A 21,001-nucleotide genomic window follows, 5' to 3' on the forward strand; every position below is an offset into this window, starting at 1 on the left:
GACCGTTATTTACGTTGAACAGGTTCTTTACTACTGCGATTTCCCGTACCCGAGTTTGATAGTTTGCGCTCTACAGGTTTTTCAACGCGTCCACCCTGTGTATGCCCGTTGTTATGTGTCACCCTTACTCTAACGCGATTTCGCGAATGATAGAACGGGTCATACCACGGTGAAAAGTAATTGCGACGGTATCTAGCGTGAAAACCAAACGGGGCAAAAGCAAAGGCATCAACATCTACTTCACTTGTTTCTTTCCACATGTAATATCCCACCGCGTTTAAGGTTGGATACTCATATTCTTGCTCGCCTATTAGCGCAGTGTTTGGCTCACCTATTTCACCTACAACGGTAATTAAACGTTCGGTTTTAAAAACCATTGGGTCAATAAAGCCCTCAACTATTGCTTTGAAGCGTCCAGCACTTTCTTCACCAGTTCTAGGCTTACCAAAATGATTTTCTGGAAAATAAACAATTTCGATTTCTGATACGTCTTTTTTATTGGTAACTGCTACAATTTTGCCGCCCCATCTAGCATTCGTGCCTATTAATTGCGCATTACTTTTGTTCGGCGTCACTTGTTCAAATGCAGTGAGTGAAACATTATCTGCAACGTCAATTGGTTCAGGGACTATTGCGCAACTTGTTACCAATAATAAAGAAGAGATGATACTGATAAATACTTTCATGTGTATTGCTCCGTTTGTATGACTAAGACTCATATGCCTTTGAAAGGGTTCAATCGAGCGTTTACGCGTATAAATCAACGCCCATCAGTTGGCTTATAGAGTCTTGTTTAGTCGCTTTATCTAATGCTGTATACGCTTCAAGTCCATTTTTGGACTGCATTGACATTGATTCAGAAAATTGTGCGAATTCATTTGCTTGTGCAAATAAATCATCTACTTGTTGTTTTACTTCGTCGCTGCCCGTTTGTACAAACTCAGCTTCAATAGTAACTGGGGCAACTCTTTCTTTAGCCACAGCATCTTGCGAAGAAAAAGGCTTATTACCCGAACTATGATCAGTAAATATTGATTGATTCAGAGGCGATATGCTTGTCATATTTTAATTTGCACCTTATAAATCTAATATACAACACCGTGCTTAACTACATTTTATGCGGAAGCTTTTTCCACGTAACGGTATCCCTTAAATAGACCGGCTTTATGTCTTCGACTTTCACGCCAAGGTCATTTTTTATTGCATCTTTTGCTAATGATAACATGTACAAAGCATTCGGGTATAACACCCTGACTTCATGTTGCTCTTTTAAATACGAAAAATGCTCAAGATATGCATCCATACCCGTTCCTGTTACCGCATCAACTGACTCATCTTTAATGTGGTCTTGTACTTCGTTAGGTGGGCATACTAATTCAGGTAATTGCGGCGTAGCTAAACCATTTACTATTGTAAAGAAGCCGCAATAAACTTCTTTCATGCGCGCATCAATCAGGCTTAAGATCTTGTTGCTGCCATATTTTTCAAATGCTTCTTGCGCCATCGCGGCAAGCGTAGATATTTCTACCACGGGCACATTGGCACCTAGCGCTAGTCCTTGCACGGTACTGGTTGCTATTCTTACTCCGGTAAAACTTCCAGGGCCGCGTCCGTATGCGATAGCATCAATATTGCTCATTGCTAGCCCGTGCTTTGACAATAATGTGTCAATCATGGGCAAAATTTGTTGGCTTTGTTGCTGAGGGCATACCTCAAACAAACTATCTGTTTCTGTACCATGCAATAATGCTACGCTGCAGGCTTCAGTGGCGGTATCAATTGCCAATAAATTCATTCATATATCCTATGTACACTGTTATCTACTGAATAGACTTTAAAAAATCTTGTACTTTACTCAAGCTTCTCGTTTTCTTCATGTTTGGCAAACTATTTATAAACGTACTGCCGTAGGGTTTAGTCACTAACCTGTTATCGCAAATAACCAGTACGCCTCGGTCACCCACATCTCGAATTAACCGTCCTGCCCCTTGTTTTAAAGCAATAACGGCTTGTGGCACTTGAATATCAAAAAATGGCATACCACCCTGTTTCCTACAGTCATCTAAGCGGGCTTTAAATAAAGGGTCATCGGGTGAAGCAAAGGGTAGTTTGTCAATCATAACGCATAGCAAGTCATCCCCTTTTACATCAACGCCTTCCCAAAATGCGCCTGTGGCAAACAAAACACTGCTCGCATCTTCAAGGTAGTCATGCAAAATAGCTGACTTTGCTCGCTCCCCTTGCACCAGTATTTTATTATCAATTTCATCAGCCACTATTTCTGCAACTTCTTTCATCATTCTGTGGCTCGTAAAAAGTATAAAACAACGGCCCTTAGCCGCTTCCACCAAGGTAATAGCTGTTTCTGCCAGAGCTTGTTTCATTTGCTTGCTACTTGGCTCTGGCAAGTACCTAGGTACGCACAACATGGCTTGAGCTTGATAATCAAACGGGCTATCCAAACACAGTGTTGTTGCCGAATGCAAGCCCATAAGCTTCTGAAAATGTTCAAAGTTTTCATCTATTGCCAATGTTGCTGATGTAAATATCCAGCTAGCATCGCGCTCATCCATTACTTTTTGAAATTGCTTGGCAATACTCAGAGGCGTTAAGTGCAACACCACATGATACTTGCTAGTTTCATACCACAAGCTTACATCTTTATGTTTTTCTTGTAAAAATAGAGATAAGCCTTGTGCATTCTGGCCAATTTTTTCAAGTAAGCTGTCAACGTCGGTGTCACGTTGAGCATTAGCCTCACCCACAGCTAGCAGTAAATTCAGTTGTTCACTGAGTATATTCATTTGTGCCAAAATACTGGGGCGCTTAATAGCATCTTGCCAATTTCCCCGTTCAGGATCCGCGGGAAACTGCATTCGAAGATCAGACAAACTATAGATGCATTTATCAGCAAATTCAGATAGTTGGCTGGCGTCTTTTAATGATACTTTTTGTAATTTCCCTAGGTCTTTGAGTTGATCACTTAACTGGCGTGTTGAAAAGGTGTCGCCGAAATATTCACTGGCTATATCAGGAATTAAATGCGCTTCATCAAATATAATACTTTGCGCGCTAGGTATTAATTCGCCAAAGCCTTGTTCTTTTAATGCCAAATCAGCAAAAAACAAGTGATGGTTTACCACTAAGACATCTGCGGCTAATGCTTTTTTGCGTGCTTTGACTAAATGGCATTCTTCAAAATATGAGCAATCTTTGCCTAAGCAGTTGTCAATTGTAGAGGTTACTAGTGGCAGAACTTTGGCATCCTCTTTTAGCTGTTTCAGCTCACTCATATCGCCGGTTTTCGTTCCGCTAGCCCATTTAAGCACCACTCTAAATTCTTGCAGCGTTTCCGCTTCTAGCCCCCTATTGGAGACCTCATTTAATTTAACGCGATGAATACACAAATAATTGCTTCGCCCCTTTAATAAAGCGGCGTCTTTTCCTTTTGCAATAAGGTCACGTACTAAAGGTAAATCACGTTTAAATAATTGTTCTTGTAAATTTTTAGTCCCCGTTGAAATAATCACTTTTTGTTCAGTTTGTAAAGCAGGTACTAAGTAAGCAAAGGTTTTACCGGTTCCGGTTCCCGCTTCAGCAATTAACGCACTGTTGTTGCGCATGCTTTTTTCAATAGCGAGTGATAAGTCAAGCTGTTGCTCACGAACTTTATATCCGCTTAAAACAGTGCTTAGTGGGCCTGTATCTGAAAAAAAGGTTTTTACATCATTCATAAAAATTGCGCTTGGATACTCTCAATAAAAAGACCGGTTAGCAGAGTTTGCTACCGGCCTGAATAACTAAAATATAAACTACTATTAATTTACATTTACTTAGGCTTCACTAAGCCCTTTTGCATACTATTATCTGAAAAGTACTTTTTCTTGGTTAAACCAGTACACGCAAAATGACAGCAATAAGCCTGCAAGTAGCACTGTTGAACCGAAGATAGCCACTAACTGCACATAGTCCATAGTCCCTTTTACTAGCTCTTTAATCGCTAATGCAACATTAGTTAAGGGGATCCATGGCCAAATGCCTTTAAGCTCAATACCAGGAACTAAGGCAATAATAACAGGAATAAAGCTGAAAATAACTAAGGGGCTCATGTAACCCTGTGCTTCTTTAAATGAACGAGCGTAAATAGACATCGCCAGTAAAATGGAAGCAAAAATAGCCACCACAGGCACCAACATCAAAAAGATAAGTACAAAGTCTATCCAGTCTATTGATGCCATAAATTCACTTAAAAAAGTAAGTCCTTTACCTTCTGGAACAAATTGAAGGGCAACAAGCCCCCACAGTGCAATACTAAATACCGTTATCATAGCGGTGAGTACACCTGCAGTGCCAATTGTAGCAAACTTAGCCAGAACAATACTACGGCGGTTAACCGGTGATAATAATAAGGTTTCCAAAGTGCCACGCTCTTTTTCACCGGCTCCAATATCTGCAGCAGGCAACATAGCGCCCTGTAAGCAAAGCAAAAACATGATGTAGGGGATCATTCCGCCTAATACAGAACCCGCTTGTTCGCGTTCGTCAGCTACGTTGACCTTTTCAACCAATATTGGATTAATTAAGGCCTCTTGCATGGTTTCATTAACCCCTAAAGAATCAAATGCCGCTCGCTGATTAGCATCTTCAATAATATCGGTTACTTCTACTAAGCGAGAACGCGCCTTATTCACCTTCGCGTCATTTAGTACTAAATTAAGCGTAATCTGCCCCGATGCAAGTACATCGTTTCCATAGTTACTTGGAATTTGTAGAACAAAGTCAACTTTTCCGTCTTTAATAGCGGTTTTAGCTACTTGTTCGTCACCTAGGTCGCCTTCAAGGGTTTTAAGTTCAAAGGTTTCAATCTCTTTTAGTTTGAGCATTAAATCGGGAGCATGTTCTTGGCCAGAAACAGCGTAAGTGAGTACTTTAGATTGTGCATCTGACTCTACTTCAGCCATAAAATATATTAAACCACCAAATATCAGTGGAAATACAACAATGGGCAAGGCCACTACAAAAAACAAAGTTTTTCGATCGCGTAATAGCTCTATAATTTCCTTTTTATAAATTAGCCACATTTTATACATCACTCCTGTGTAAGGTTCTCATGAAAGCTTCGTGTAAGTTATTTGGTGATAAAGCAGTAAATGCGGCAAGGTCACCGTCAAACGATGTAAGGCCGTAATCTATTACCGTAATATGATCACATAACTCACTCACCTCATCTAAGTGATGCGTAGAAAATATAACTGGCGTGCCTTTGCTTTTTAAATCTTTTATAAAATCAATTACCGTTTTAGCTGACATAATATCTAGACCAGTGGTGGGCTCATCTAAAATAACCACTTCAGGACTATGCACAACCGCCCTCGCTATCGACGTTTTTTGTTTCATGCCGGTAGAGAAGTTTTCACTGCGGCGGTCTAAAAATGAGTGCATATCGAGTTGCTCAGCTATTTCATCAATTTTAGCTGAAATAGCCGCTTCGCTCATGCCATTTAAGCGGCCAAAATACTGAATATTTTCGCGCCCGGTTAAGCGGCCGTACAAGCCCGTTGAACCTGACAAAAAACCAATTTTTTTACGCGCTAGCACGGGTGTTTTTAGCACATCTACATCGTCAATTAAAATGCTTCCGCTGTCAGGCGTGAGTGCGGTTGATAACATACGTAAAGTTGTGGTTTTACCGGCTCCATTGGGGCCAAGTAAACCTAGAACTTGTCCTTTATCACATTTTAGGCTTACGTCTTTCACCGAATGAAAAAAACGCCCCGTTAAACGCGGGTCTTTTTTGTCTTGCTCACTTAATTTTTTCGGATTTTCAACTTTGAATTTTTTCGAAAGTTGCTGAATCTTAATCATATTTATTATCCCTAATCGTTTTTCTTAGTTTATGCTAATAAAATAAGAAATAACAAGTGAATTACCGCATTTCCAACAACAGATATGTTTCTAATTGTTACTAAAAGCAGTGTTTTTCGTATTACTGCATTGAAAGAGTATGTAAAATTGCCTACAAACGTTTTTATTGTAATACTACTTCGCGTTGCATGTTCATATGTACGCTAAAAAACGAACTAAAATAACAAGAGAGTCCTACGTGCCAAATAACAACAATGAGCCAAGCTTAAGCAATCCGATAAGCGCAATTACCGAAACATTTTTTAATCCACGTACGGTTTTTAACACACTTGCAGTTAAAAACAACTGGTCATGGGTGCCTTTCTTCTTATTAGCATTTGTATTATTTTTTCCGCCATATTTGTACTATAGCGTGGTTGATTTTGACTGGTTTAGCCAATTAAGCGCAGATGCGCTGTTAGGTGATGTTAGCCCAGCCGAACGCCAAATGTATATGGACGCCGCGAACGTGTCACTAATACGGTTGAGTCAAGCGCTAACGAATTCACTAATAGCTCCTATCATTGTATTTGCAGTGCTTGCGCTTTATTACAATTTCATAACTCGAAATGATGAAAAAAGTGTTCAAGGGTTTTCTGATTGGTATGGGGCAATGTGGTGGATGGCCCTACCTGGCTTATTAAACGCACTAGTGGCAATAATATTAATCAGTTTCCAAAGCGAAAATGCACAAATTCATGACAACATCATGGTGCCCTTTTCACTTGCTTATATAGCCAATACAACAATAGCATCACCTATGCATTCTTTGTTTACGGCTATTCGTTTAGATGTGTTTTGGTCAATCTATTTAGGCTTTATTTGCGTTCGCTCGTGGACTAACTTCAGCGTTGCAAAAGCCCTAACAACCGTTATAGCGCCTTATTTACTGCTTTTAATTGTATTAATATTTAGTGCTTAACATTTAATGCTAAGAAGGTTTGATGCCTTCTACGGCTATTTTGAGTGTATTAGCAGTCAACTCTTTATAGTATTACTTACTAATAAGATGTAATTAAACACTAGCATCATCAACAAGTATTAAACTGAATTATTAATAACAGGCTAGCGGCGCGGCATGAAGTAGTCTTGATTTGCGTAAAATGCCTCATCTTGAGTAAAAGTAGACCACGTGGGAATGCCTAACAAAGGCAGCGGCATCCAAGGTTTAGGTAAGTAAACGTCTTTATCTTGCTTTAGCCCGTTCAAGCAAAGTTCATCAAGCAATGAACTTGCTTGACCAGCCCATAGAGAATGTTGCAAATTGCAAATATCTTGGTTTGAGAAATCAGGTAAACAAATAACCTTTACTTTAGCCGTTAAGCCAATAAAAGGCTTAAGTAACATTTCCCAAAGAGCATGGCCCACAATAATAGGGACAATGTTGTTGTGCCATTGATGCTTTCTATTGATGAATACAGCTTGCCAGTTGTGCGCTTTTATTTCATGTGCGAGTTTTGCTTCATTGGTAAATATAATTAAGCCGCACTCATCAAAATGCGTAATACGGTCTCGAACGGGGCTGCGCATTTTTAAACCATATTGTTCAATTTGCTGATTATGCACTTCACTAAAGTAGCGTTTGGTTTTAGGCAATTGAAGCCAAATAAGGCCATTAAAGAAATCATGCCAGTTATTTCTTGTGGGAATTTTCCCTTTTTTATAAATAATTTCTTCGTAGTATAAGGCATTATTTTCAAACTGGCTTTGTGAAATAAATTGACACTTGTTAGCGTGTTCATTGCGGCTTTTTTGCACTAATGTATTAAGTAGTTTTTCACCCAACTCATACGTATGCCAATTACCTCCCAAGCAACTTTCTAAATAAATACTAAGTTTATCAAAGGGTTTTTCACGACAAAGTGTTTTTAGTAATGATAAGGTATTGGCTAGTTCGCCATGACTTTCATCACGAAGTGGATGACTTATACTCATATTTAGGATTATTATCTATAAAGATTTTCTATTACTACAATTAGGACATTATAATGAATAACAAACTAATTCCCAAGCCTAGTAGCAGCACCAAAAAGCTGACTACTTTGCTTTCAATAGGCCTAAGCACTGCGCTACTTACTGCATGCACGGAACCCAAACAAGACGAAACGTTAAGCTTGGCAGAGCCTGACAACATGGAGCAGGTATACCAAAGTATCTCTAACGAAGAAATTACTCAGCATATAAAAGTCATCGCCTCTGATGAGTTTGAAGGCCGAGCGCCCGCAACGAAAGGCGAAGAAAAGACCTTGGCGTACTTAAGCAACGAGCTATCTAAAACCGGTTTTCAACCAGGTAATAACGGCAGTTATTTACAGCAAGTAGATTTAATGCAGATTACCGCAAATCCAGAAATGACATTATCGCTAGGCTCGCAAACCCTGACGTATAAAGAAGACATGGTGGCTAGCTCTAAGCGAGAAGTTGATAAAATTGATGTCAATGAATCTGAAATCGTTTTCTTAGGATACGGTGTTAATGCACCCGAGTATCAATGGGATGACTACAGCATGGCTGACGTAAAAGGAAAAACCGTAATTGTGTTAGTAAACGACCCAGGTTTTGCATCTCCAGATTCAGACAAGTTTGAAGGTAGCACTATGACCTATTATGGCCGTTGGAGTTACAAGTACGAAGAGGCTAGCCGCCAAGGTGCGCAAGCCGTATTTATTGTGCATGAAACGGCTCCTGCATCCTATGGATGGTCGGTTGTGGCTAATAGCTGGAGCGGTGCGCAGTATGGTTTAGTATCAGCAGATAAAGGCCAAAGCAGAGTCGCGGTAGAAGGCTGGATTTCGTACGAAGCAGCAAATGTATTATTCGCTGAAGCAGGCCTAGATTTTGAAGAAGAGAAAGGCAAAGCGCAAGCAGGCCCTTACGCAAAATCTCTTAATTTAAATGCATCTATTAGCGTTGAAAACACCATAGAGAAATCTAAGAGTTATAACGTGTTCGCCACCTTACCTGGTGAAACCAAGCCTGATGAACATATTATTTATACCGCCCATTGGGACCACCTAGGCATGGATACGACTAAAAAAGATGATCAAATATACAATGGCGCGCATGACAACGCTACCGGGACTGCTGCAATTTTAGCTATGGCTCGCGCATTTTCAGATTTAAACAAGGGCTTGAACCGATCCATTAGTCTTTTAATTGTTACCGCAGAAGAACAAGGTTTATTGGGTTCTAAATACTATGCTGCAAACCCTATTATTGCGCTTGATAAAACCGTTGCAAACATCAACATGGATGCAATGAACATTTTAGGTAGAACGAAAGATGTTTCAGTGGTTGGAATGGGTAAATCAGAATTAGAACTATACCTACAAAAAGCTGCCGACAAGCAAGGCCGGACCTTAAGTCAAGAATCTAGACCAGAAGCCGGTTCATACTACCGTTCAGATCATTTTAGTTTTGCTCAATTAGGTGTGCCCGCTTTATATGCAAAAGGCGGCTCTGAACCTGTTAATGAAGAAACCGCGAAGTATCGCAAGCGAATGAACGTTATACAGCGAGGATGCTACCACCAAGTATGTGACCAGTTCAGAGATACGTGGGATGTGAGTGGAATAACTGAAGATACACAGCTGTTATTTGATGTAGGTTATCAAATTGCAAGTTCTAGCGAATGGCCTAAATGGAATGAAACAAGTGAGTTTCAGCGCCCTTAAGTATTTTGTTGATAGCAATCTACTTAGCCCTTTGTTTTTTAACCTGCAATCCAATGATTGCAGGTTTTTTCAACAGCTACCCGCCTATACCTTTTACTACACCAATATAAATGCGTAAAAGCCAAATAAACACTTGCAATTTTTCTCTATCATGGCACATTCTTAAGTGTAGAAAGTAACATCAATAAAAATAAAATAATAATCAAGCTACAAGGCTACAGCCTAGTCCCTGAATAGAACCTTTCTCGACAGAAAACCTGAAACTCTTCTTTGAATGAACAACAGAGGCAAGCCTTTTTATGTGTGGTATTTTCGGTATCTTAGATATCAAATCTGATGCAACAGAGCTCAGACCCAAAGCGCTAGAATTAGCAAAAACATTACGCCATCGCGGCCCTGATTGGTCAGGTGTATGGCAAGACGAACGTGCAATACTTTGCCATGAGCGATTAGCAATAGTTGACGTAGACACTGGCGCTCAGCCGCTTATTAGCGATAATGGCAATCAAGTATTAGCGGTAAATGGCGAAATTTATAATCACAAAGAATTGCAAAATGCTGAAGCGAATGACTACAATTTTGCTACGCGCTCAGATTGCGAAATAATTCTTCCTTTATTTCAGAAATACGGTGCAGACTTTGTAGACAAATTAGAGGGTATGTTTGCCTTCATTTTATATGACAAAAGCACTGGTGATTACTTAGTAGCACGTGACCACATAGGCATTATTCCGCTTTACACTGGATTTGATGAACACGGTAATTTTTACGTAGCATCAGAAATGAAAGCCCTAGTACCAATTTGTAAAACAGTACAAGAATTCCCTCCTGGCCATTATATGTTAAATGGCACTTTGGTTAAGTATTACCAACGTGACTGGATGGACTACGAGAATGTTAAAAACAACGAAACAAACTTAGAAGACCTTAAACACGCATTTGAAAAAGCGGTTAAGTCTCACCTAATGTCAGACGTACCCTACGCAGTATTGCTTTCTGGCGGTTTGGATTCTTCTTTGGTATCAGCTATTGCAGCTCGCTACGTTGCTAAACGCGTTGAAGATGATGATAAGAGTGATGCTTGGTGGCCACGATTGCACAGTTTCGCAGTGGGATTAGAAGGCGCGCCTGATTTAATTGCCGCGAAGAAAGTGGCTGATATGATTGGTACGGTTCACCATGAAATTCACTTTACGATTCAAGAAGGCTTAGATGCCATTCGTGATGTGATTTACCATTTGGAAACCTTCGATACCACTACTATACGTGCAGCTACGCCAATGTACTTGATGACCCGTAAAATTAAAGCAATGGGCATTAAAATGGTACTCTCTGGTGAAGGTTCTGATGAGATTTTTGGTGGTTACTTGTATTTCCACAAGGCACCAAACGCTAAAGAGCTGCATGAAGAAACAGTGCGTAAACTAGACCGTTTGCATATGTTTGATTGTGCACGTGCAAATAAAGCAACGTCAGCATGGGGCGTTGAAGCACGTGTTCCATTCCTAGACAAAAACTTTATGGATGTAGCTATGCGTCTTAACCCACAAGATAAAATGTGTGTTGATGGCCGTATGGAAAAGTGGATTTTGCGTAAAGCATTTGATGATGAAACTTATCTTCCAGCTGAGGTACTATGGCGTCAAAAAGAACAATTTGGTGACGGTGTAGGCTATTCTTGGATTGACTCCATCAAAGACTTCGTTGAAGAAAACGTAAGTGATCAACAGTTGGCTACCGCGGAATTCCGTTTTCCTATTAATACACCGGATTCTAAAGAAGGCTACTTCTACAGAACTGTTTTTGAACAATTCTTTCCACAGGAAACTGCGGCTAAATGTGTTCCTGGCGGTAAATCTATAGCTTGTAGTACTGTTGAAGCCTTAGAATGGGATGCTAGCTTTAAAGAAATGGCTGACCCTTCTGGCCGTTCAATGAAATCAGTGCATTCTGGTGAATTTAAAGCTTAAGCAAGCTTAGTAAAGTAAAAAAGGCGCTAAGCGCCTTTTTTTGTGCCATGTTACTTTGGCTTAGAATTTGTAGTTTTGAAATACCACAGCTTATCGTTTGAAATTGGCGTTAACGGTGGCAGCAAAGGGTTGGTTAAATCAAACTTAATTGTATCGTCATTTTCGATTGTCTCTAGTACCTTCGCGTAATGCTTTAGAAACAATTCATCATAGCTACCATCTTCTATCGCTCGATTTAATCCAGTTTCTATTAGCTTTGATAGGGTAATATTTCTTTTATTAGTAAAAAAGTATTGTGCTGTAGGGTATGCTAATACAAGCCCTGGCTTAATTTTAAAACCTCTTTCACTCTCTCTTTCTAATTCACCATATACTTCTACTATAGAACGTGGAAAAAAATCGGCTTGCGTTTTTTCCAGTATTGCTGCTGAATCATAATAATCTTGAGCGATAACTACGTTAAATCCGTTTGCCTGCAGTATTTTCGTATCGGGCCAGCTTGTCGCTTGAACAGGAGAGAAAAGAAGCAAATTACTAAGATTAGTAATATTAGCCTTATAAAATGGTCGATCAGGATGAGTTACCAATACCCTTACTCCCAATAAACCTTTTGCAATTGGAATACGAATGGGACGAAGCTGCTCTTCGCGTTGCGTATCAGTCATTACCCACATAACGTTCAACTCTAGATTTTCTTCAAGCCTTTTGGCTGCAATTGCCTGCTTAAAAGGCTGTAAAGAAGGTCTTAGTTCATAACGAACGCCAGTTTTTTGTAAAGCTAATTCAAGAAGCTCAATCGGAAACTCATAGCGAACATCATTTTCAATTTCAGAGCGTGGATACACTATATTCCAAACAGCACTATTAGCGGGAAAAATGAGCGCTAGGCTTACAAGTACAATAAATAAAAGTGTGCTGAAATGTAATTTTAAAGATGTCATTAAATTCAACTACTCTACTCCAATATACTTGTGTAATTGAACAGACAAACGCCAATTACGTTTGATACAAGTTTCAACCGCAAGTTGTGTAGCCCTTTCAAGCTGGCTAATGGGTTGAATGTATATTAGCGGCTGTACCGCTTTGTTGCTTAGCTTAGCTTCTAATTCAGTATCGCGCAATAATTGGTCTAATTCGTCAATGTGTTTTTGCATAGCAATTGGATGCTTAATTTCATTAGCACGTAGCATCGCACTTGTTAAAACGGGCATACCTGCTTTCATGTTTATTTTTGGTGAAACAGTAACCCATGTATCAGGCGCACATATCACCTCATATGTACCACTTGTTTCTATTTGAACAGAAAATCCCTTATTTATTGCTGCTTGCGTAAGGTCTGTTAAATCATACATACATGGCTCGCCACCAGTAATGACAATATGTTTTGCACACCATCGTTTGTTTTCAATAATAGTGAAAAGCTCAGACGTAGAGGCTTTAAAGTAACGATCATCTTCTGCGGCTTTAAGCAACACAACATCACTAGCTTGCACCCTTTCAGGTAGAACTTCCCATGTATGCTTTGTATCACACCAAGGGCAGCCCACCGGGCAGCCTTGCAATCTAATAAAAATAGCTGGAGTGCCCGTATAAGAGCCCTCACCCTGAATGGTTTCAAACATTTCGTTAACCAATAATTCGGTCATTTTGTACCTTACTCTATTTGTTTGAGGTTATTTGCTGACGAAAAGGCAAATAATTACACAATTAGCTCATTAATCATTGGGATTTTACCATCTATACCTTAAAATCTGCATAGAAAAATTAAACAAGAGCAAAGCAATGACACAACAAACTACTAAAGATAAAAAAGTCGTTATTATTTATTCTGGTGGAATGGATTCTTACACCGTATTACATCAAGCTATTCACGAGGGATTTGTTGTTCATGCTGTTTCATTTAACTATGGGCAAAAGCACAGCAAAGAGCTTGAGTACGCAAAAAGTGTTACTGAAAAGTACAATATTGAACACAAAATAGTTGATATTACCAGTATTAACCAACTTATTGGTGGCTCAGCCTTAACAGACAACATTGATGTGCCAGAAGGCCATTATGAAGAAGATTCAATGAAACAAACCGTGGTTCCTAACCGTAATATGATTCTATTGTCATTAGCGGTTGGCTATGCAGTATCAATTGAGGCCGAAGCCGTTTATTTTGGTGCTCACTCTGGTGACCATGCTATTTACCCTGACTGCCGAACAGAGTTTGTAGACGCCATGAATGAGGTGTGCAAAATAGCTAATTATACTTCTATTGAAGTTCGCGCGCCGTTTTTAAAGGCGAGTAAAATAGATATTCTTCAGCAAGGCTTAAGCTTAGGTTTAGATTATTCAGAAACTTGGACGTGTTATAACGGGCGCGAAAAAGCATGTGGAAAATGTGGAGCATGCCAAGAGAGGTTAGAAGCCTTTACTGAAAACCAAGCTACTGACCCTCTTGAATACGAGGCGTACTAAGGCCTTTTTTATTTTTGACTCTCTGATACGAAGTATTCTATTTCTTTAATACAATGGCGAAGCACAGGATTTAAGCGTGTGTTTTTGCCATTCATAACAAACAAATCATGTTCGAACTTAAACAAGTTTCCTTTTGCAATAGGCACTAAGCCTGTAGCCGCTCCCTGCTCTTTAGCTATATAGTCAGGTAGCAAACCCACATACTCGCCAGTCATGATTGCGGCCATACACACATCAAACGAATCTGAGAAGGTTTGGATTGACAAACGCTTATCAATATCGATGTAATTTGATGACGATAAGCCCGAAATACCAATAGCTGGAAATTTTTCAATATTCACAGATTCAGGTAAAGCGTCTACGTCTCGGTATTTAGCTAAAGGGTGAGTAGGTGCACAATATAAACTGCCTTTACACTTTACACCAACCGGGTGAAATGTAACCGATTCTGGTTTTACCATGTCATAGGTTGATAACACTAAATGGCATTCGCCAGATAACGCTACATGCTCTACTTCGTTATACAAACGCGTTTGAATATTTACGTGAATGTCATCAAACTTCTTCATTGTACTCTTCACGGCTTTACTTACCGCTAAGTGAGTAGATGTAGCCAAACCGGCCATTAGTACAATAGTAATATGACCAGAGTAATCATCATGAAGCGATTTTAAGTTGAATACAAAATTATCAAACGCGTTAAAGATACGTTTGGTTTCCTGAAAAACCACCTCACCTTCTTTTGTCATTTGAAATCCACCGCGTCCACGGTGACATAAAACAAGATCTAAGCGTTCTTCGAGCTTTTTGATAGCCGCGCTAATGTTTGGACGCTGCATGCGTAAAACAGGCTCTGCCGCTGTAAATCCATTACACGACGCCACTGCATAAAATACTCTTAATAGTTTTATGTCTGATTCTTGAAGGCGGTTTAACATAAGTAGTCCTCTTTGGCACATAAAAGTATGTCACTTTATATGGCGTGCCAGTATGGTCTGAAACAAGATTAATTTAGGCGATATTAGCTAGCTAAAATTAGGGCTCATAATGAATAAAGCCCTAATAAAATATCGCATCACTAACAATGTTATCGTTTCGTATAACTAAAACTTTATGCTTTTTTTCAACCACTTTCAAGAACTTAAGATAATTTAACTATCTCTTTTCGCAAAGTCTCGACTTCATCACGCATAGCCGCCGCTTTTTCGAACTCTAAGTCACGCGCGCTAGCAAACATATCTTTTTCTAATTGCGCCACTTTTTCCATCATCTGTTTTAGGTTTAAGGCCTTATTTGCCGTCTTTTCATCTGACATTTTACGCAGTTTGACTTTGCCCGAAGCAGGATGCGCAGTATCGCCTAAATCCATAATATCTGTAATTGGCTTGTTTAGTTGCTGTGGCGTAATATTATTCGCTTTATTATGCGCTATTTGTTTATCACGCCGACGCTCAGTTTCATCAATAGCTTTTCGCATTGATTTCGTGATGCGGTCAGCGTACAAAATAGCCTTCCCGTTTAAATGCCTAGCGGCCCTACCCATTGTTTGAATAAGTGACTTTTCTGCTCGTAAGAAGCCTTCTTTATCAGCGTCAAGTATAGCTACTAGCGATACTTCAGGCATATCCAAACCTTCACGCAGCAGGTTTATACCTACTAATACGTCAAACTTACCAATACGTAAGTCTCGAATAATTTCAATACGTTCAACAGTATCAATATCAGAGTGTAAATAACGGACTTTAACACCGTGTTCGCTAAGGTAATCGGTTAAATCCTCTGACATCCGTTTGGTTAAGGTCGTAATTAGAACACGTTCGTTAAGTTCAACACGCAAATGAATCTCGCTAAGTACGTCATCAACTTGTGTAGCTACAGGCCTAACTTCAATAGTGGGATCTAACAAGCCCGTTGGCCTAACTACCTGCTCAACGATTTCACCGTCGCAGTTATTGAGCTCATAATCACCGGGTGTGGCCGACACATAAATAGTTTGCGGTGAAATTTGTTGGAATTCTTCAAATTTCAGCGGCCGGTTATCTAATGCTGAAGGAAGCCTAAAACCAAATTCAACCAAGGTTTCTTTTCGTGACCGGTCGCCTTTATACATTGCGCCAATTTGCGATACCGTTACATGAGATTCATCAATAAACAACAAGCCATCAGCCGGGAAATAATCTAGCAAGGTTGGCGGCGGCTCGCCTGGCGCTCTTCCAGACAAATAACGTGAATAGTTTTCAATTCCTGAGCAGTAGCCTAACTCAAGCATCATCTCTATATCAAACTGTGTTCGCTGCGATATGCGCTGCTCTTCTAACAATTTTTGATTATCTTTTAGTACTTCCTGTCTTTCTTTTAATTCACCTTTGATCCTATCAATAGCATCAACAATCTTCTCACGTGGCGTTACGTAATGTGTTTTAGGAAACACGGTTGTACGAATAACATTTTTTTCAACTGCGCCGGTTAATGGGTCAAATAAGCTGATTTTTTCAATCTCTTCATCAAACAGTTCAACTCGAACGGCCTGCTTTTCTGAGTCAGCAGGAAATATATCAATTACATCGCCACGCACACGAAAAGTACCGCGTTCAAAAGCAATATCGTTACGTTTGTATTGAAGTTCAGCCAAGCGCCTTAGAATGTCACGTTGGTCCATGATATCGCCTTGGCGAAGGTGTAAAAGCATTTTCATGTAGCTTTTAGGATCACCTAAGCCATAAATAGCCGACACCGAGGCTATAATGACTACATCGCGCCTTTCCATTAAAGCCTTAGTGGCTGACAAGCGCATTTGTTCAATATGATCATTAATTGATGCATCTTTTTCAATAAAGGTATCGGTACTTGGAACGTAAGCTTCTGGCTGATAATAATCGTAATACGAAACAAAATACTCTACGGCATTATTAGGGAAAAACTCTTTCATTTCTCCGTACAACTGTGCGGCAAGCGTTTTATTGTGCGCCATAATTAATGTAGGGCGCTGAACCTGAGAAATAATATTGGCCATGGTAAAGGTTTTGCCTGACCCTGTAACACCCAACAGAACCTGCTTAGCAATACCTGATTCTAGCCCATCAACTAAACTTTCAATCGCTTTGGGTTGGTCTCCTGCTGGAGAATACTTTGATTCAAGATCAAATCCCTTCGACATCTATTGTTCCTCTTAAAATAATTTAGTTTATTTCGCTAGCCTTAAGCGAAATAGTCATTTGTTTTTTTAACGCACGGTTAAACCAAAAGTAAGATGCAGCAGCGGCAATAGAATTAGCTAGAACGCAGCCCCAAAACAAGCCTTGTAAGCCATAAAAATAACTACCCAACGCCGCAAGCGGTACATAGCACACAAATAATCTAAAAATGCTGAGCCACAAAGCTGCCATAGGCAAGTGCATAGCGTTAAATGAACTATTAGTTAAAATAATAACGCCTTGAAGGCCATAGCCCAAAGGTACTATGACCAAAAATAAAGTAATGATTTGCGATACGTTTTGTTCATCAGCAAATATTTGCGCAATGTATGGCGCACTTACAAATAACACACCAAATACCACTAACTGCCATACCATTACAAAACGAATTGCCATCTTATACGATGAAAAGATACGTTGGGTTTGCTTTGCTCCAAAATTTTGGCTAATAAAAGGGGGAAGGCTCATTGATAAAGCAAGAACAATAATGCAAGCCATTGATTCCAAGCGGCTGCCCACCCCCCAAGCAGCAACAGCTTCTGCGCCGTAACTTGCTACAATGGCAGTCAATATTCCAGCGGCTACAGGCGTTAGCATATTTGCACCTGCGGCAGGTAAACCAATAGTAAGCACTCCGGTGGCAGCAGATTTAAATTCTGGCCACGTTAACATACGTGCCTCCATTAGACCTCGTCTAACCGCCAGTAACCAAAGTATCCACACAACGCAAACTGCCCACGCAATACAAGTAGCAATAGCCGCCCCTTTAATACCCATTGCGGGGATCCCCAGCCAACCGAATATCAGGATAGGATCCAAAATAGCATTTATAGCCCCACCTACGGCCATAATAATGCTAGGCAGTTTGGTGTCTCCGGCTGCTCGCAGTACAGCGTTACCAACCATAGGAATAGCCAAAAATACGCCCGATACATACCACACCGACATATAGTCATAAATTAGGGGAATTAAAGTATCGCTGGCTCCCATAAGGCTAAACACCGGTTCAATAGTGAAATAACCCACTGCGCACAAAAGCCCAACCAGCAAAGCCACCAGAATAATGGAGCCTGTTGCCAATGTTTTTGCTTTATCACCTTCCCCACTGCCTAAATACTTACCTATTACTGCAGAGGTCCCTATTCCCAAACCAATGTTTAGGCTAATCACGGTAAATGTTACGGGAAATGTAAAACTAATAGCCGCCAGCTCATTTGTGCCAATCAAGCTTACAAAAAAAGTATCAACAATACTGAAGGTCATTAGCATGACCATGCCAATAATCATAGGTATGGTCATTCTTACTAAAGTGGATTTGATGTCACCTTCGACCAAGTTTTTTATTTTACTCACCTGATTTTCGATAGGAACGGGCTCAGTAGGAATACTATTGCTGTTTAATTCGATACCTGTAGTATTTTTATTATCCACAAAATTCCCAATTGAATAAATGATAGTCAGTTAGTTTGCCTGAATGCACAGTTTATCTAAAGATTTTTTAGGCATTTTATAAAATTCTTACGTAAATTTGGGGATTGTGGCATTAATTTAAAATATCTCTTATTTTATTGAATAACAATTGAACAATTAAGCATTGCCAGTTTTTAATCGATGTAAATAAGAAATGAGCCAAAAATATGTCACAATTGAAAATAAATTGCTTGTCAATAAATTTAACACACAAGTAGTATAACTATTTATAGAGTTACTAGTACAAGTCGTAATAAACCTAGCTCCATTACAGTAACCCATTGAATTTAAAGAGCTAGAATAATATTTTAGTTTATTTCAACAAACTATGTTGACAATTTAATGAATTTCAAGAACTACAACAAAGCAAACAATCCACAAAGTTATCCACAGATTGAGTGGATAACTGCCCGCGCCTTAATAATGGCGCTGTTTACACCGAATTTGTGTATAACTTATGTAAGTTGTTACTAACCTCCTGAGCATTTTTCCTTTGTTACAGTAATATTAAACACTGTATATTAAAACAGTCATCAAGCTATTTTTTATTCTTTTTTAGCATAACAACCCCACTCTTTTTGAATTTTTGGAATAGTGTGTAAATTCAACTAGTTTTGCTTTTCATATATTCAGTCAAGAAGATTTACACAATTTGTTGTTCTTGCTTTTATCTTTGCCTAATTGCCGACAAAAACAGCAATTAGTAAAAAAAGCGCAAAACTTTGTTGACAGGAAAGACCTGTGTCATTAATATGCGCATCCGTTGAAAGTCTGGTCCCCCTTAGCTCAGTTGGTTAGAGCGACGGACTGTTAATCCGCAGGTCCCCCGTTCGAATCGGGGAGGGGGAGCCACTTTTAATATGTCACTTTATGTGGCCAAAATGCACAATTCCCCCTTAGCTCAGTTGGTTAGAGCGACGGACTGTTAATCCGCAGGTCCCCCGTTCGAATCGGGGAGGGGGAGCCATTTTGCTCCAGCAACACGCCAATATTTCTTTTTCATGCGTTTGTAACAATAGTCTTCCGACTTATTTACTAATATCACTAATCCCTATGCTTTCTATGTTGTTTATTGTTCGCTAAAAAGCGATAATTAATAAATGCTGTCAACACGTAATTATGTTGTTGATAATTATTGAATAGTTAGCCCATAGGTAGGTTGCAACGCTGCATGTCTGATTTGATGCTCTTATTACTAGGCACCGTCTTGGTAAACAACTTTGTCTTAGTACAATTTTTAGGATTGTGCCCTTTTATGGGTGTGTCTGGAAAACTTGAAACGGCAATAGGTATGTCGATGGCCACAACCTTTGTTTTAACCTTGGCGTCATTAAGTAGCTATTTAGTTGAAAACTATATTCTACAACCTTTAGGTATTGGTTATCTGAAAACATTAAGCTTCATATTAGTGATAGCTGTTGTTGTTCAATTTACTGAAATGGTTGTAAGAAAAACCAGCCCTACCCTTTATAGATTACTCGGTATATTTTTACCTCTTATTACGACAAACTGCGCCGTGCTCGGAGTCGCGCTTTTAAATACCACTAAGCAGCACTCTCTTATTGAATCTATTGTTTATGGATTTGGCGCGGCCGTAGGTTTTTCTTTTGTTCTTATATTATTTGCCGCTATGCGCGAAAGGCTTGCCGCTGCGGATGTCCCCACGCCCTTCAAAGGCGCATCAATTGCCATGATTACCGCTGGACTTATGTCATTAGCATTTATGGGTTTCTCAGGGTTAGTTAAATGAGCTTAACCTTAATTGCCTTAATTGTTGTTGCCGGATTAGCACTAATTTTAGGTGCTGGCTTAGGTTATGCGGCTATTAAATTTAAAGTTGAAAGTGATCCTCTAGTAGAACAAATTGATAATTTACTCCCACAAACACAGTGTGGGCAATGTGGCTACCCCGGTTGTAGGCCTTATGCCGAAGCTATAGCGAACGGTGATGAAATTAACAAGTGCCCTCCAGGCGGCGAAACAACAATAAAAGACCTAGCTGAACTAATGGGGGTAGAAGCTAAGCCCTTAGACGCAGCGCACGGCGTTGAAGACATTAAAAAGGTTGCGTACATCCGGGAAGACGAATGTATTGGCTGTACTAAATGCATCCAGGCATGTCCTGTAGACGCCATAGTGGGCGCAGCAAAACAAATGCATACGGTAATAATTGATAGTTGCACTGGCTGCGACTTATGTGTTGACCCATGCCCAGTTGATTGTATTGATATGCTTCCATTGAATAAATCGACACAAGCTTGGAAATGGGATTTTAAACAAACACCCGTGGGTGACATTCCCATTAAGACTCTTTAACCCACAAAAA

18 protein-coding genes and 2 tRNA genes are annotated in these 21,001 nt (G+C 39.7%); 8 read left to right on the forward strand and 12 right to left on the reverse strand.

Features of this window, described 5'->3' with window-relative positions:
• Positions 1–5: 5 nt before the first annotated feature.
• From ACOI22_RS04805 to ACOI22_RS04830, 6 genes are all read right to left on the reverse strand, one after another.
• Positions 6–686, reverse strand: a complete 681-nt coding sequence (locus ACOI22_RS04805; RefSeq protein ID WP_420670753.1) for a Slp family lipoprotein — start codon at positions 684–686, stop codon at positions 6–8.
• A 61-nt stretch (positions 687–747) separates the two neighbouring features.
• Positions 748–1,062 (reverse strand): hypothetical protein, encoded by a 315-nt coding sequence (locus ACOI22_RS04810; RefSeq protein ID WP_420670755.1) that lies wholly within the window; start codon positions 1,060–1,062, stop codon positions 748–750.
• A gap of 46 nt (positions 1,063–1,108) precedes the next feature.
• Positions 1,109–1,795: a tRNA (adenosine(37)-N6)-threonylcarbamoyltransferase complex dimerization subunit type 1 TsaB gene (tsaB, locus tag ACOI22_RS04815; protein ID WP_420670757.1), complete on the reverse strand. Its 687-nt coding sequence runs from the start codon at positions 1,793–1,795 to the stop codon at positions 1,109–1,111.
• Between the two features lie 25 nt (positions 1,796–1,820).
• Positions 1,821–3,734: an ATP-dependent DNA helicase gene (locus tag ACOI22_RS04820; RefSeq protein WP_420670759.1), complete on the reverse strand. Its 1,914-nt coding sequence runs from the start codon at positions 3,732–3,734 to the stop codon at positions 1,821–1,823.
• Positions 3,735–3,863: 129 nt separating this feature from the next.
• Positions 3,864–5,081, reverse strand: a complete 1,218-nt coding sequence (locus tag ACOI22_RS04825; protein WP_420670761.1) for an ABC transporter permease — start codon at positions 5,079–5,081, stop codon at positions 3,864–3,866.
• 1 nt (position 5,082) lies between these two features.
• On the reverse strand, positions 5,083–5,865 hold the full coding sequence (locus tag ACOI22_RS04830) for an ATP-binding cassette domain-containing protein (protein ID WP_420670763.1): 783 nt from the start codon (positions 5,863–5,865) through the stop codon (positions 5,083–5,085).
• A gap of 238 nt (positions 5,866–6,103) precedes the next feature.
• Between ACOI22_RS04830 and ACOI22_RS04835 the strand changes: the two genes are divergently transcribed.
• Positions 6,104–6,826: a YIP1 family protein gene (locus ACOI22_RS04835; protein ID WP_420670765.1), complete on the forward strand. Its 723-nt coding sequence runs from the start codon at positions 6,104–6,106 to the stop codon at positions 6,824–6,826.
• Positions 6,827–6,969: 143 nt separating this feature from the next.
• Here ACOI22_RS04835 and ACOI22_RS04840 read toward each other — a convergent pair whose 3' ends face one another.
• Positions 6,970–7,839 carry a DUF3025 domain-containing protein gene (locus ACOI22_RS04840; protein ID WP_420670767.1) on the reverse strand — a complete coding sequence of 290 codons (870 nt, stop codon included), beginning with the start codon at positions 7,837–7,839 and terminating at the stop codon, positions 6,970–6,972.
• A 53-nt stretch (positions 7,840–7,892) separates the two neighbouring features.
• On the opposite strand from ACOI22_RS04840, the gene ACOI22_RS04845 reads away from it, so the two are divergent.
• The gene (locus ACOI22_RS04845) at positions 7,893–9,578 is read left to right on the forward strand and encodes a M28 family metallopeptidase (RefSeq protein ID WP_420670769.1); all 1,686 of its coding nucleotides are present in this window, start codon (positions 7,893–7,895) and stop codon (positions 9,576–9,578) included.
• Positions 9,579–9,877: 299 nt separating this feature from the next.
• On the forward strand, positions 9,878–11,548 hold the full coding sequence (asnB, locus tag ACOI22_RS04850; protein ID WP_420670771.1) for an asparagine synthase B: 1,671 nt from the start codon (positions 9,878–9,880) through the stop codon (positions 11,546–11,548).
• Positions 11,549–11,598: 50 nt separating this feature from the next.
• Here the strand turns inward: asnB and ACOI22_RS04855 are convergent, their stop codons facing one another.
• Together ACOI22_RS04855 and queE are read right to left on the reverse strand one after the other, a co-directional pair.
• Positions 11,599–12,489 carry an amino acid ABC transporter substrate-binding protein gene (locus ACOI22_RS04855; protein ID WP_420672317.1) on the reverse strand — a complete coding sequence of 297 codons (891 nt, stop codon included), beginning with the start codon at positions 12,487–12,489 and terminating at the stop codon, positions 11,599–11,601.
• 9 nt (positions 12,490–12,498) lie between these two features.
• A complete protein-coding gene (gene queE, locus ACOI22_RS04860) occupies positions 12,499–13,194 on the reverse strand; it encodes a 7-carboxy-7-deazaguanine synthase QueE (RefSeq protein WP_420670773.1) in 696 nt (231 codons plus the stop codon).
• Between the two features lie 136 nt (positions 13,195–13,330).
• On the opposite strand from queE, the gene queC reads away from it, so the two are divergent.
• Positions 13,331–14,011, forward strand: a complete 681-nt coding sequence (gene queC / locus ACOI22_RS04865) for a 7-cyano-7-deazaguanine synthase QueC (RefSeq protein ID WP_420670775.1) — start codon at positions 13,331–13,333, stop codon at positions 14,009–14,011.
• Between the two features lie 8 nt (positions 14,012–14,019).
• Here the strand turns inward: queC and ACOI22_RS04870 are convergent, their stop codons facing one another.
• The 3 genes from ACOI22_RS04870 to ACOI22_RS04880 form a co-directional block, all read right to left on the reverse strand.
• Complete coding sequence (locus tag ACOI22_RS04870) at positions 14,020–14,949, reverse strand: LysR family transcriptional regulator (protein ID WP_420670778.1); 930 nt, start codon at positions 14,947–14,949, stop codon at positions 14,020–14,022.
• A gap of 203 nt (positions 14,950–15,152) precedes the next feature.
• Entirely contained in the window at positions 15,153–17,168 is a 2,016-nt protein-coding gene (gene uvrB / locus ACOI22_RS04875; RefSeq protein ID WP_420670780.1) for an excinuclease ABC subunit UvrB, read from the reverse strand.
• Positions 17,169–17,190: 22 nt separating this feature from the next.
• Positions 17,191–18,504, reverse strand: a complete 1,314-nt coding sequence (locus ACOI22_RS04880; protein WP_420672318.1) for an MATE family efflux transporter — start codon at positions 18,502–18,504, stop codon at positions 17,191–17,193.
• Between the two features lie 946 nt (positions 18,505–19,450).
• On the opposite strand from ACOI22_RS04880, the gene ACOI22_RS04885 reads away from it, so the two are divergent.
• The 4 genes from ACOI22_RS04885 (at position 19,451) to rsxB (ending at position 20,991) form a co-directional block, all read left to right on the forward strand.
• Positions 19,451–19,527: transfer RNA gene (locus tag ACOI22_RS04885), tRNA-Asn, on the forward strand.
• Positions 19,528–19,565: 38 nt separating this feature from the next.
• A tRNA-Asn gene (locus ACOI22_RS04890) sits at positions 19,566–19,642 on the forward strand.
• Positions 19,643–19,846: 204 nt separating this feature from the next.
• A complete protein-coding gene (gene rsxA / locus ACOI22_RS04895; protein WP_420670782.1) occupies positions 19,847–20,425 on the forward strand; it encodes an electron transport complex subunit RsxA in 579 nt (192 codons plus the stop codon).
• A complete protein-coding gene (gene rsxB, locus ACOI22_RS04900; protein WP_420670784.1) occupies positions 20,422–20,991 on the forward strand; it encodes an electron transport complex subunit RsxB in 570 nt (189 codons plus the stop codon). The genes rsxA and rsxB overlap by 4 nt, the downstream gene beginning before the upstream one ends.
• Positions 20,992–21,001 lie beyond the last annotated feature (10 nt).

Origin of the sequence: Glaciecola sp. 2405UD65-10 (assembly GCF_048820975.1) — a bacterium.
In the GTDB taxonomy this organism is placed as follows: Bacteria; Pseudomonadota; Gammaproteobacteria; order Enterobacterales; family Alteromonadaceae; genus Glaciecola.